We start from the raw sequence: 12,660 nt of genomic DNA, 5'->3' as shown, positions 1-12,660 counted from the left end.
AGACCGCCCCGGAGGCTCCGGCCACCGAGGCCGCCGCCGAGGTCCCGGCCCCGCGCAAGCGCACCCGCAAGGCCGCCGCGCCCGTGGAGGCCACCCCGGAGAGCTGACACCCGGTGTCTGCCCCGAGGGGGCGGGCCAGGCCACCCGGCCCGGTCCGCCCCCTCGGGCGTTCCCGGGTACGTCCGCACGGCGGCCGACGACGCACCAGCACGGGGCGGGCCGGGCCGCCCGGCCCGCCCCGGCCCCCCTCTAAGCTCGGGTAGCCGGGCAGTCGCCGGCGGGACAGCAGGTCACCGGCAGGACAGCAGGGAGAACAGCCCATGAGCACGCCGCCGTTTCTGACACTGCCCGGGTGCGCGCGGGCCGAGCGGGTGGTGACCGGGCGCGGGGAGTTCGCGGCGCTGCGGGCGGAGCCTGCCGGGCCGGTGCGCGGCTCGGCACTGCTGGTGCCGGGGTTCACCGGCAGCAAGGAGGACTTCATCGCGCTGCTGGAACCTCTGGCGGCCGCCGGATACCGGGTGACGGCCGTGGACCAGCGCGGGCAGTACCAGACGGGCGGCCCGGACGACCCGGCGGCGTACGGCGTCGGGGCGCTCGGCGCGGACGTGCGGGCGCTCACCGAGGCGCTGGCGGCCGACGGCGGGCCGGTGCACCTGCTGGGGCACTCCTTCGGCGGCCAGGTGGTGCGCGAGGCGGTGCTCGCCGCGGCCGCCGAGGGCCCGCTGCCCTGGCGGTCGCTGACCCTGATGTCCACCGGCCCGGGCGCGATCGACCCGGCCGAGGCGGCCCGCACCAAGCTGCTGCTGGACGCCCTGCAGATGATGGAGCTGGAGCAGATCTGGCAGGTCATGCAGCAGCTGGAGGCGGAGAGCGGGCAGCCGCGGCCGAGCCTGGAGCCGGCCGTCGCGGAGTTCCTGCACCGGCGCTGGCTGGCCAACGTGCCGCGGGCGCTGTCCGTCACCGGCGGCCACCTGGTGGCCGCGCCGGACCGGGTGGCGGAGCTGGCCGCCGCCACCGCCGGGCTGCCGCTGCTGGTGCTGTCCGGGGTGCGGGACTACGCCTGGCCGGTGCCGGAGCAGACCGCGATGGCCGAGCGCCTGGGCGCCCGCCGGGTCGTGATCGCGGACGCCGGTCACTCCCCCAACGCCGAGCAACCGGCCGCCACGGCCGAGACGCTGGCCGCGTTCTGGGCCTGACCGGCCGTCACCGGACCGCGCCGACCCGGGCCGGTTCCCCCGATCCGCCAAAAGTGGTCTGTACCACTTCTTCGACTTCGACCGGCATCAACGCAGGACAAAATTCGTTAGTTACGGTAATCTTTGATTCTGTCCGGGAATCATCGCCGGCCTCCGCTCCGACGCCAACCACCCGAAACCTGGACGTTACGGACGGGCAACGGCCCGGTAGCACCGCCACGTCACCGTGGTTCACGAGGTACTGGACCCATCAGGCAAGCAGGGGGGAAGCCCTTGCCGCAGCAGACCGCCGCACGCGCGACGACGACCCGCCCGGTCCGGCCGCACCGCCGGATCCGCAAGACCCCGAAAGGGCTGATACCGACTCAGCCGCGACCGCCCCGCCCCGCGGGGTCAGGAAAGGAGACGCCCATGACGAAGACCATGCGCTTCGAGATCGTCCGACTCGACGACGCCAACGGCTCCGCCACCGACCGCCTGATCGCCGACGCCGCCACCGTGCGCGAGGTCGTCCAGGCCGCCGCCCGCACCGGCGAGCGCCTGCTCATCCGCCCGTGCCCGACCGTCTGACCCGGCGCGGCGCCTCCCACCGGGAGCCCTCACCCGCCGCCGACGAGCCGGGAGCATCCGATCCGGACGTTCCGATACCAGACTGACGCCCCGTCACCGCATTCGCCGATGACGGGGCGTCAGTGCGTCCGGGGCCGGAGCCCCGGACGTTTGCCGCCGCCCGGGACGGGACATCCCCCAACGGGAACCGCCCGCACCGTGCCCACCCGGCGCCGGTCGGGCGTCCGCCACCGACAGGCGCCGCCGAGCCCTCCGTACGGGTGATCGTCCTTGACGCGGCGGACCGGAGGGAGGAGCGTTGACGGCTATGAGGGGCGAGCCAAGCTGCCCGAGGTGCGCCGGCCGGGTCCGCGCCCCCGGTCTGTTCTCAGACACCTGGCAGTGCGACCGGCACGGAGCCGTGCACCCGATGCAGCCCGTGCTGCCCCCGAGTGTGGAGGCCCTCGGCGTCGCCGTCGCCCGCTCCCAGGTCCCGGTCTGGCTGCCCTGGCCGCTGCCGGTCGGCTGGCTCTACACCGGCATCGCCCACGTCGGCGACGACGTCTCGGGCGCCCGGGCCACCGCCGTCGCCTGCTCCGGGCCGGCCCCGCTCGGCGGCTTCGGCGAGCTGGTGCTGGTCGCCGAGGAGCTGGGGGTCGGCCTCGGTGCCCGCTACTCGGGCCTGCCCGGGCCCGATCCGGGTGACTCCGTCGGCCTCTACAAGCCCGCCGACGCCAAGCTGATGGCCGCCGGGCGGCCCACCCCGATGTTCCACGTCCCGGACGCCCCGGCCGACCGCGCGGTGTTCGTCGGCGAGGCCCGCGGGCTCTGGCTCTGGGCGGTCGCCTGGCCCGAGCAGTCCGCGCTGGTGATGTACGACGAGCTGGTGCTGACCGACCTGCGCGAGGCCGGCGCCGAACTGGACCTGCTGCCCTGCGGGGCGATCTCCCCCCGGCTGTTCGGCTGACCGCTGACCTATCCTGGGCGGCACCCACGAGCCTCCAGGAGCCCGATCCGTGCGCATCGACCTGCACGCCCACAGCAACGCCTCCGACGGCACCGACAGCCCGGCCCAGCTGGTCGCGGCGGCCGTCGCCGCGGACCTCGACGTGGTGGCGCTGACCGACCACGACACCGTGGCCGGCCACGCCGAGGCCGCCGAGGCGGTGCGCGCGCTGCCCGCGGGCACCCGGCTGACCGTCGTCCCGGGCGCCGAACTGTCCTGCGTGGTGGACGGCATCAGCATGCACCTGCTGGCGTACCTGTTCGATCCCGAGGAGCCGGAGTTCGCGCACGAGCGGGACCTGGTGCGCACCGACCGGTTCCGCCGCGGACGGGCGATCGTCGAGCGCTGCCGGGAGCTGGGCGCGGAGATCAGCTGGGAGCAGGTGCAGCGGATCGCCGGGGCCGGCTCGGTCGGGCGGCCGCACATCGCCAGCGCGCTGGTCGAGGCGGGCGTGGTGCCCACCGTGTCGGACGCCTTCACCGCCGACTGGCTGGCCAACGGCGGGCGGGCGGACGTCCGCAAGCACGAGACCGACCCGGTCACGGCCGTCCGGCTGGTCCGGGCGGCCGGCGGGGTGCCGGTGTTCGCCCACCCGGGCGCGGTCAAGCGCGGCCGGACGGTCTCCGACCAGGTGATCGCCGACCTCGCCGCGGCCGGGCTGGCCGCGCTGGAGGTCGACCACACCGACCACGACGAGGAGACCAGGGTGCGGCTGCGCGGCCTGGCCGGCGAGCTCGGCCTGCTGGTCACCGGCTCCAGCGACTACCACGGCACCCGCAAGACCGTCCGGCTCGGCGAGCACACCACCGACCCGGAGGTGTACGAGGCACTGCTGGCGCAGGCCACCGGCGCGAAGCCGATCGGGCACTGAGCCGACGCGGCGCCCGGGCATCGGACCCCGGACCGGGGGTCGACGAGCGCCCCGCCTGAGCGGGCGTCAGTCCAGCCGGACGCCGCGCCGGTCCGGGTCGCGCAGGTCGGTGCCCTGGTCGAGCCAGCGCCCCTGGAGCGCGGCCGCGCCGTGCACCCGCTTCCAGCCCGCCTCGTTGGGCGTCATCGGCAGCAGCGGCAGGAAGCGGACCGGATCGGCCGGATCGGCCAGCTCCAGGTCCTCGACCAGGCCGCCCGGTTCGGCCGCGAGCACCGAGGTGAAGGGCGCGCCGTCCCAGAGCGGGGAGCCGAGGTCCAGCGAGCCGCCCGGGGCCACCACCAGGCCCTCGACCTGCGGGGTGGCGGCGAAGGTGGCCAGGGTGCGCAGCACGCTGTCGCGCCCGCCCCGGACGGTCAGCACCAGTTCTGCGCGCGGGCCGCGCACCTGGTCGGCGACCGGTGAGGTCGGGTCGGCCATCGGCGCGGCGGACATGCCGAGCGTCGCGTACCGCACCAGGCCCTCGGCGTCCGGGCCGAAGCGCAGCACCTCGATCCGGTCGGCACCCAGGAAGGTGACCGCGGCGCGGCCGCCCGGCTCGCCGAAGGTGGAGATCAGCCGGGCCTCGACGGCGGCCAGCACCGCCTCCCGGGAGAGCTCCGGGGAGCTGCCGCCGTGGGGGTCGCCGAAGAGCGGGAAGTCGTGCGCCATGCCGGTGAGCGTAACCCCCGGCGGTTCGCGGGCCGCGTGCGGGCGGGTCCGGAGGCGGTCGCGGGCGGGGCGGTACCGGATCCCGTAAAGGCTTCGGAAACCTCCGGGAAACCCCTCGGCCTCGACGCCCGGTCAGATGTTAGGGTGAGCGACTGGCCACCGGGATCGTTCGTCCCGGGGCGGCGGCGCGAAGGAGGTGGTTGCGGTGGATACCGGCCGACCATGCAGTACCGGCAGCTCTGCCCGGCCCCGACTCCCCCGTACCCCGCGCCCCGCAGGCCCAATCGGCTGACTCAGCCGCGGTAGCCCCGGGCGCAGGCCCCACGGCGGACGGACCGGCCGGGAGAGCACATTCATCCCCGTTTCACCGGTGTTCTCCGCCGTCGTACCGCGGCCGAACGTTTTTCTTCCGCGCCGCCGCGCGACGGTTCCTGCCTCTGGGAGCCTGCCATGTCGATGATCAACAGCCTGCGTGCCGCTGTCCGCACCAACCGCCGCCGTGGCGCGGCCGGGGTCTACGGCGTCCTGCCCGAGGACGCCGGCTCGGCGGTCGTGGACTGCGCGGTCTACCAGCACGGCAAGCGCAGGGGCGAGACGTGCAGCCCGCGCGAGGCCGCCCGCCGGGTCAAGGCCGCCCACCAACTCCCCGAGGGCGAAGGCTCGTTCAGCTGGATCGGGCTGCACGAGCCGACCGAGGCCGAGTTCGAGGGCATCGCCCAGCGCTTCGGCCTGCACCCGCTCGCGGTCGAGGACGCGGTGCACGCGCACCAGCGGCCCAAGGTCGAGCGCTACGACGACGTGCTGTTCGCCGTCTTCAAGACCATCCGCTACGTCGAGCACGACCAGCTCACGCCCACCAGCGAGGTGGTGGAGACCGGCGAGCTGATGGTCTTCGCCGGCCGGGACTTCGTGATCACCGTCCGGCACGGCGGCCACGGTTCGCTGCAGGAGCTGCGCCACCGGCTGGAGGCCGACGCGGACGAGGCCGGGCTGCTCGCCAAGGGCCCGTCGGCGGTGCTGCACGCGATCGCCGACCACGTCGTGGACAACTACCTGCTGGTCGCCGAGCGGCTCCAGAACGACGTGGACGAGATCGAGTACGGCGTCTTCTCGGCCAAGGGCGGGCGCAGCGCGGACGTCGGCCGGGTCTACCAACTCAAGCGCGAGGTCCTGGAGTTCAAGCGCGCCGTGGTGCCGCTGCTGCGCCCGATGCAGCAGCTGTCCGAGCCGCTCCAGCGTCTGGTCGACCCGGACATCCAGAAGTACTTCCGGGACGTCGCCGACCACCTGGCCCGGGTCGCCGAGCAGGTGCACGGCTTCGACGAGCTGCTGAACTCGCTCCTGCAGGCGAACCTGGCGCAGGTCTCGGTGGCGCAGAACGAGGACATGCGCAAGATCACCGCCTGGGCGGCGATCTTCGCGGTGCCCACCATGATCACCGGCGTCTACGGCATGAACTTCGAGTACATGCCCGAGCTGCACCACAAGTACGGCTACCCGACGGTGCTCGGCGCGATCGTGCTGATCTGCGTCGGGATGTACCGGGGCTTCCGCCGCAACGGCTGGCTGTAGGTCCGGCCCTCGGCGCCGTCCGCTACCTGCGCCCGGCGCGGGCGACCAGGACCAGGCCGAGCAGGATCAGCACCACCGCCGGGTAGGCGGCCGCCGGGGGCCACTGGCCCAGCCAGAGGGCGGCGATCAGCGCCGCACCCGGGGTCTCCAGCAGGATCGCGGTGGAGGTGATCGACGGCCCGAGGTTGCGCACCACCCGGTTGCTCAGCGAGTGGCCGAGCAGCTGGGCGACGACCATCAGCAGCACGATCTGCCACCACACCCCGGCCGGCCACCCGGCCAGCGGCGTCCCGGCGACCAGGCAGATCCCCAGCAGCACGACCGCCGTGGTGGCGTAGCAGACCAGCGTGTACGCGGTGGTGCTGACAGTCTTGCGGACCTCGGCGCCCAGCAGCATGTACCCGGCCGCGGCCAGGCCCGCGGCGAGCGCGAGCCCGTCGCCGAGCAGCGCGCGGGGAGAGAGCGAGAGGTCCACGCCGGTCAGCACCAGGACGCCGGCGAAGGCGACGATCGTGCCGAGCCAGACCAGCCTCGGCGCCCGGACGCCCATCAGCCGCATCAGCAGGATGGTCCACAGCGGGGTGGTGGTGACCAGGGCGGTGGCCGAGGCCACGGAGGTCATCCGCAGGCTGGGCATCCAGAGCGCGAAGTGCACGGCGAGCAGTGTCCCGGCGGCCGTCGCGAGCAGCAGCGCCCGCCTGCCGATCCCGCGCAGCTCGGCGCGGTGGCGCAGCAGCGCGTACGGGCCGAGGACGCCGACCGACATGACGTTGCGCCAGAAGGCGATCGCCAGCGCGGGCGCGGCGGTGGCGCTGATCAGCGGGCCGGACAGCGAGATGCCGCCGATCGAGACGGCGAGCAGCAGCAGGTCGAGGGTGGGGAGCGGGTGCATCGGCCCCGGGTCGGCGGTCACCGGGGCGGCGGAGGGGGCGGTCGCGGGCCGGGCGGCGGGCACGGCGCTCCTTGCTGTTCACGGGGGTGGGCGGTCATACGGTAAGGCCCGTGGCGCCACAATGGAACTGTCGCCCGGAGGCTGAGACACCCGGTGGACGCCGAAAGTCGTACGCTGTCCGCCATGGACCGTACGCCCGCCGCCGCGACCGCCGACGACTTCCTCGACCAGGCCCTGCTGGAGGAGGCCGCGAAGAAGTCCGGTCTGCTCTGGGTGCGTGCGGACGGGCAGGAGCACGCCCGGCCGCTGTGGCACGCCTGGCACGACGGCGCGGTCGTGGTGGTCGGCGGGGGCGGCGAGCAGCCGCTGCACGGCCTGGAGCCCGGCGCCGGGGCCGTGGTCACCGTCCGCAGCAAGGACAAGGGCGGCCGGCTGACCGGCTGGAGCGCCCGGGTGGTCGAGCCGGCCCCGGACAGCGAGGCCTGGCTGGGCGCCGTCGAGGAGCTCAAGGGCAAGCGGCTGAACGCGCCCGACACCGACGCCATCACCGCCCGCTGGGCCCGCGAGTGCCGGGTGCTGCGGCTGGAGCCGGTCGGGCCGCTCACCGAGCGCCCCGGGGCGATGCCGGACGGCTCGCACGCCGCGCAGCCGGTGCCCACCTCCGCCACCACCCGCCGTCCGATCCCGGCCGGCCTGCCCAAACTGCTGTTCAAGCGCCGTTAAAGCTTCACGCCCAGGACTCGTCCGGCCGCTACCGTGCCTCCCGGCCGGGCCCCGGACACGCGGGTAGCCTTGGCCGCGGGTGCGCCCCCGGCGCACCCGGTACGGCGTCGAACGAGTCGAGGGTTTATGGCAGGGCCAGGCACCCGGGTGTTCATCTCCCATCTGTCCGCCATCGCGGTCTTCGACCCGAACGGCGACCAGGTCGGGCGGGTGCGGGACGTGGTCGTGTCGCTGCGGCTCGGCGGCCGCCCGCCGCGCGTGCTCGGTCTGGTGGTCGAGGTGGTCGGCCGGCGCCGGATCTTCCTGCCGATGACCCGGGTGACCAGCCTGGAGTCCGGCCAGGTGCTCACCACCGGTGTGATCAATCTGCGTCGCTTCGAGCAGCGCCCGTCCGAGACCCTGGTGCTCGCCGAGCTGCTGGACCGCACCGTCACCTGGTCCAAGACCGGTGAGGAGGTCACCGTGCTGGACGTCGGCATGGTGCAGACCCGGCTGCGCGAGTGGGAGATCAGCAAGGTCTTCGTCCAGGTCGGCCGGGCCGGGAGGCTGCGCAAGGGCAAGGGCGAGCGGCTCACCCTGGACTGGCAGGACGTCACCGGCTTCTCGCTGCCCGAGCAGGACCAGGGCGCGGCCAACCTGCTCGCCACCTTCGAGCAGCTGCGCCCCGCCGACCTCGCCAGCGTGCTGCACCACCTGTCCGCCAAGCGCCGCGCCGAGGTCGCCGCCGCCCTCGACGACGAGCGGCTGGCCGACGTCCTGGAGGAGCTGCCGGAGGACGACCAGGTCGAGATCATCGGCAAGCTCCAGGAGGAGCGCGCCGCCGACGTCCTGGAGGCGATGGACCCGGACGACGCCGCCGACCTGCTCTCCGAGCTGCCCGGCGACGAGGCCGAGCGGCTGCTCCAGCTGATGGAGCCGGACGAGGCCGCGCCGGTGCGCCGCCTGCTGACGTACGAGGAGGACACCGCCGGTGGTCTGATGACCACCGAGCCGATCGTGCTGGAGCCGGACGCGACGGTCGCCGAGGCGCTGGCCCGGGTCCGGGTCAGCGACCACAAGCCCGCGCTGGCCGCGCAGGTCTTCGTCTGCCGCCCGCCGAACGAGACCCCGACCGGCCGGTACCTGGGCACCGTGCACTTCCAGCGGCTGCTGCGCGAGCCCCCGTACGTCCTGGTCGGCTCACTGGTGGACGACGACCTGGACCCGCTGCCGCCCGACACCCCGCTGTCGCTGATCACCAGCTACCTGGCGACCTACAACCTGGTCGCCGCACCGGTCGTCGACGAGGCGGACCACCTGCTCGGCGCGGTGACCGTCGACGACGTGCTCGACCACCTGCTGCCGGACGACTGGCGCGACGCCGCGCCCCACGCCCACGACGAGAACCGCCACGACGAGAGGGAAGGGGTGACCGGTGGACGGTGACCGCAACGGACGGCCGGACGACTCCGCGCGCCGGCGCCTCCAGGGCGAACTGCGCCAGCTGCGTCAGCTGCGCGCACTGCGCACCCGCGAGGGCGGTCGGGACCGGCGCGCCGAGACCGCGCCGATCACCGGCGCCGGCCGTGTCCGGCTCGACCAGCCGCGCACCGCACGGCCCGGCCTGATCACGCTGCCCTCCTACGACCCGGAGGCCTTCGGCGTCCTGTCCGAGCGGATCGCCCGCTTCCTCGGCACCGGTCGGTTCATCGTCTGGATGACGGTGGTGGTCGTCGTCTGGATAGCGTGGAACACCCTGGGGCCGGCGAACGTGCGCTTCGACGAGTACCCGTTCATCTTCCTGACCCTGGCGCTGTCCCTGCAGGCCTCGTACGCGGCCCCGCTGATCCTGCTGGCGCAGAACCGCCAGGACAACCGGGACCGGGTCAACATGGAGCAGGACCGGGCCCGCAGTGACCGCAACATCGCCGACACCGAGTACCTGACCCGCGAGGTCGCGGCCCTGCGGCACGGGCTCGGCGAGGTGGCCACCCGCGACTTCATCCGGTCCGAACTCCAGTCCCTGCTCAAGGAGATCGACGAGCGCCGGGAGGCCCCCGAGCCGCTGTGACCGGCGGCACGCTACCGACCGGTTAAGGACCTCGCCCGGCGCCGTACCATCAAGGCATGGCCAACGAGACAGAGGTCGCGGCCGGCGTCACGGAGGAGTCCGTACGCCAGGCGCTGGCGACCGTCAACGACCCGGAGATCAACCGCCCGATCACCGAGATCGGCATGGTGAAATCGGTCGGGATCGCCGAGGGCGGCGCGGTGCACGTCGCGGTCTACCTGACGGTCTCCGGCTGTCCGATGCGCGACACCATCGTCACCCGGGTGCGCGAGGCGGTCGGGAAGGTCCCCGGCGTGACCGCCGTCGAGGTCGAGCTCGACGTGATGAGCGACGAGCAGCGCAAGGAGCTGTCCCAGCTGCTGCGCGGCGGCGCCCCCGAGCGGGAGATCCCGTTCGCCAAGCCGGGCACCCTGACCCGGGTCTACGCCGTCGCCTCCGGCAAGGGCGGCGTCGGCAAGTCCTCGGTGACCGTCAACCTGGCGGCCGCGATGGCCGCCGACGGCCTGAAGGTCGCCGTGGTGGACGCCGACATCTACGGCCACAGCGTGCCGCGCATGCTGGGCGTCGAGGGCCGGCCCACCCAGGTCCAGGACATGATCATGCCGCCGCAGGCGAACGGCGTGAAGGTCATCTCGATCGGCATGTTCACCCCGGGCAACGCCCCGGTGGTCTGGCGCGGCCCGATGCTGCACCGTGCGCTCCAGCAGTTCCTTGCCGACGTCTGGTGGGGCGACCTGGACGTGCTGCTGCTGGACCTGCCGCCCGGCACCGGCGACATCGCGATCTCGGTGGCCCAGCTGGTCCCCAACGCGGAGATCCTGATCGTCACCACCCCGCAGATGGCCGCCGCCGAGGTGGCCGAGCGGGCCGGCACCATCGCGGTGCAGACCCACCAGAAGATCGTCGGCGTGATCGAGAACATGTCCGGCATGCCGTGCCCGCACTGCGACGAGATGATCGACGTCTTCGGCACCGGCGGCGGCCAGACCGTCGCGGACGCGCTCACCCGCACGGTCGGCGCGACCGTCCCGGTGCTCGGCTCGATCCCGATCGACGTGCGGCTGCGCGAGGGCGGCGACGACGGCCGCCCGGTCGTGCTCGCCGCGCCCGACTCCCCGGCCGGCGCCGCCCTGCGCGCGGTGGCCGGCAAGCTCGGCGGCCGCCAGCGCGGGCTGTCCGGGATGTCGCTGGGCCTGACGCCCAAGAACAAGTTCTGAGGCCGTGACCGACGAAGGGCCGGGTGGCCGACCACCCGGCCCTTCGTCATGACCACCGGTCCCACGCCGCGGTCGCGGGCCCCGCGTCGTCGCGGCCCGTCGCGGCCCCTACGGCCGGGTGTAGGCGGCCAGGTCCGGGACGGTGGAGAAGCCGATGCCGTAGGCGCTGACGCCCCGGCCGTAGGCGCCGAGCAGGACACCGGGGGCCTCGCCCGCCAGCACCCAGCCGTACTCGGACTCCCGGTAGCGGAAGGGCTGCGGCAGGCCGTCGACCGGGAGGCTGAGGGGGGACCAGCCGGGGCCGGCCAGGTCGTCGGCGAGGTCCCAGACGAGGCTGCTCTGCTGGTCCAGCCAGTCCTGGCGCAGCGCCCGGTCCAGCTGCCCGGGCCAGGTCGCGGCGAGCAGGCCGGAGCCGGCCAGCCAGGCCGCGGACGAGGCGGAGGTCGCCTCCAGGGTGCCGGTGTTGTCGGCGCTGCGGCGGCTGTCCCGGCGGGCCACGGTGACCACGACGGCGAACTTCCGCACGTCGCGCGGCTCGTACTGCCTGGCCGGTTCCTCCCCGTGGCCGAGCGAGCCGTAGTCGACGTCGCCCGCGGCACGGGGGCCGGCGCCGGCCTGCATCAGGAATCGACGGCCGCTCCAGCCCTCGTCCAGCCCGTACCAGGGGAAGTCGGCGGACAGGTAGGGCACCAGCGGGTCCGTCGGGCCGGCCTGTCCGCCGACCACCGGGTCGCCGGCCGTGGCCGTCGTCCCTCCCGCCTGACTCGTCGCGTCCATCCCCGGGCCTCCTCAAACACACGTTTGCCTGCCGTGGCGCGCTCCCATGGTGGCGTACCGCGGCGCTCCCCGGGGCCGTTCCTGGTCCGCGACGGGGCGCGGTGTGACGGACGGCTCAGTGGGAACAATCAGCACAATAGCGGCGCACACGCCACCGCCCCGCCCAGCCGGGTGGCCGAGCGGGGCGGTGGCGCGGAGCCGGTGGGCCGTAGGCGGTACCGCTCAGGTGGCGTCGGGGTCGAACGGGGGCCGCTCGCCGGGCGCCAGCGGGGCCCCGGTGGAGGCGGGCGCCGGGTCGGACTTCTCGAAGCTGACGCTGCCGCTGCGGCCGTTCACCGGCGCCGCGGGCTTGTCGTCCAGGACCGAGCGGATGTCCAGCGAGTCCTTCATGTCCTTGAGGCCAAGCGGGTCCTCCTGGTCGCCCAGGAGCTGCTTGCGGACGAAGGTCTTGGGGTTCAGGTCCTCGAACTCGAAGTCCTTGAACTCGGGGCCCAGCTCGCTGCGGATGTCCTCCTTCGCGTTGTCGGCGAAGGAACGGATCTTCCGGACGACGTTCATGGTGTCCTGGATCAGCTTCGGCAGCTTGTCCGGGCCGAAGATGATGATCGCCATCACGACCAGGGTCAGGACCTCCAGCCCGCTTACGTCGCTGAACACCTTTGCTCCCTAGCTCGTCGGACGACGGTTCCTACAGGGTAATGGCCACCGGCGAGTCCATGGTCCACGCTGGGATGAAGCCGTGGTAAAGACCTGCCGGTGGCCGAGGGCGTCCGGGCGGAGGGTCGAGCGTGTGTCCCGGGTCCGTCGAGGGCCGTTCTAGCGAACCTGCTGGCGCAGTGCGGCGAATCCCCCGGGGTAGCGATCGTAGTAACGCTCGGGGTAGCGCTCGGGGTAGCCCGGCGGAGTGGCGTCGCGGGTCGCGGTGGCCGGGCGGCCCGCGTAGTCCACCGGGGCCTGTGCGGTCATCGGGACGAGGCCGTCGCGGCCGGCGCCGGCGCCCCCACCGGGCGGGCTGACGCTGGTGCCGTGGCGCTCCTCGCCCTGCGCGCTGAGCCCGCCGACGCCGCCGAGCGTCACCGCGGCGACGGAGAAGGCGCCC

The 12,660-nt window shown here is 74.0% G+C and carries 14 protein-coding genes; 9 read left to right on the top strand and 5 right to left on the bottom strand.

The features are described 5' to 3' along the window. Positions 1–320: 320 nt before the first annotated feature. The 4 genes from KS423_RS23895 to KS423_RS23880 all read left to right on the top strand — a co-directional run bounded on the left by KS423_RS23895 (position 321) and on the right by KS423_RS23880 (position 3,622). Positions 321–1,196, top strand: coding sequence for an alpha/beta fold hydrolase (locus KS423_RS23895; protein ID WP_224281702.1), 876 nt, complete (start codon positions 321–323; stop codon positions 1,194–1,196). 411 nt (positions 1,197–1,607) lie between these two features. Further along, a complete protein-coding gene (locus KS423_RS23890; RefSeq protein ID WP_224281708.1) occupies positions 1,608–1,766 on the top strand; it encodes a hypothetical protein in 159 nt (52 codons plus the stop codon). A gap of 307 nt (positions 1,767–2,073) precedes the next feature. Beyond that, positions 2,074–2,712 (top strand): DUF6758 family protein, encoded by a 639-nt coding sequence (locus KS423_RS23885; RefSeq protein ID WP_224281701.1) that lies wholly within the window; start codon positions 2,074–2,076, stop codon positions 2,710–2,712. Positions 2,713–2,761: 49 nt separating this feature from the next. After that, complete coding sequence (locus KS423_RS23880) at positions 2,762–3,622, top strand: PHP domain-containing protein (RefSeq protein ID WP_224281700.1); 861 nt, start codon at positions 2,762–2,764, stop codon at positions 3,620–3,622. Between the two features lie 66 nt (positions 3,623–3,688). Here the strand turns inward: KS423_RS23880 and KS423_RS23875 are convergent, their stop codons facing one another. Further along, positions 3,689–4,330, bottom strand: coding sequence for a suppressor of fused domain protein (locus KS423_RS23875; protein WP_224281699.1), 642 nt, complete (start codon positions 4,328–4,330; stop codon positions 3,689–3,691). 450 nt (positions 4,331–4,780) lie between these two features. Between KS423_RS23875 and corA the strand changes: the two genes are divergently transcribed. Next, entirely contained in the window at positions 4,781–5,902 is a 1,122-nt protein-coding gene (gene corA, locus KS423_RS23870) for a magnesium/cobalt transporter CorA (protein WP_224281698.1), read from the top strand. Positions 5,903–5,924: 22 nt separating this feature from the next. Here corA and KS423_RS23865 read toward each other — a convergent pair whose 3' ends face one another. Further along, positions 5,925–6,857 carry a DMT family transporter gene (locus tag KS423_RS23865; RefSeq protein ID WP_374120013.1) on the bottom strand — a complete coding sequence of 311 codons (933 nt, stop codon included), beginning with the start codon at positions 6,855–6,857 and terminating at the stop codon, positions 5,925–5,927. Positions 6,858–6,977: 120 nt separating this feature from the next. Here KS423_RS23865 and KS423_RS23860 point away from each other — a divergent pair, with 120 nt between their 5' ends. From KS423_RS23860 to KS423_RS23845, 4 genes are all read left to right on the top strand, one after another. Beyond that, complete coding sequence (locus tag KS423_RS23860) at positions 6,978–7,517, top strand: hypothetical protein (RefSeq protein ID WP_224281697.1); 540 nt, start codon at positions 6,978–6,980, stop codon at positions 7,515–7,517. 126 nt (positions 7,518–7,643) lie between these two features. Continuing rightward, the gene (locus KS423_RS23855; RefSeq protein WP_224281696.1) at positions 7,644–8,942 is read left to right on the top strand and encodes a magnesium transporter MgtE N-terminal domain-containing protein; all 1,299 of its coding nucleotides are present in this window, start codon (positions 7,644–7,646) and stop codon (positions 8,940–8,942) included. A 76-nt stretch (positions 8,943–9,018) separates the two neighbouring features. Next, positions 9,019–9,567 carry a DUF1003 domain-containing protein gene (locus KS423_RS23850; RefSeq protein ID WP_374120014.1) on the top strand — a complete coding sequence of 183 codons (549 nt, stop codon included), beginning with the start codon at positions 9,019–9,021 and terminating at the stop codon, positions 9,565–9,567. Positions 9,568–9,623: 56 nt separating this feature from the next. Then, positions 9,624–10,784 (top strand): Mrp/NBP35 family ATP-binding protein, encoded by a 1,161-nt coding sequence (locus KS423_RS23845; RefSeq protein ID WP_224281695.1) that lies wholly within the window; start codon positions 9,624–9,626, stop codon positions 10,782–10,784. A gap of 108 nt (positions 10,785–10,892) precedes the next feature. On the opposite strand, the gene KS423_RS23840 is transcribed toward KS423_RS23845, so the two are convergent. From KS423_RS23840 to KS423_RS23830, 3 genes are all read right to left on the bottom strand, one after another. Next, positions 10,893–11,561 carry a hypothetical protein gene (locus KS423_RS23840; RefSeq protein ID WP_224281694.1) on the bottom strand — a complete coding sequence of 223 codons (669 nt, stop codon included), beginning with the start codon at positions 11,559–11,561 and terminating at the stop codon, positions 10,893–10,895. A 222-nt stretch (positions 11,562–11,783) separates the two neighbouring features. Beyond that, positions 11,784–12,218, bottom strand: a complete 435-nt coding sequence (locus tag KS423_RS23835; protein ID WP_224281693.1) for a sec-independent translocase — start codon at positions 12,216–12,218, stop codon at positions 11,784–11,786. A gap of 159 nt (positions 12,219–12,377) precedes the next feature. After that, on the bottom strand, positions 12,378–12,660 hold a 283-nt coding region (locus KS423_RS23830), incomplete at its 5' end, for a hypothetical protein (protein WP_224281692.1).

It is taken from the genome of Streptomyces sp. LS1784 (assembly GCF_020103755.1).
Taxonomy (GTDB): Bacteria; Actinomycetota; Actinomycetes; order Streptomycetales; family Streptomycetaceae; genus Kitasatospora.
Note: the sequence above shows the minus strand (reverse complement) of the source record. Positions and strands in the feature narration are given on the sequence as shown.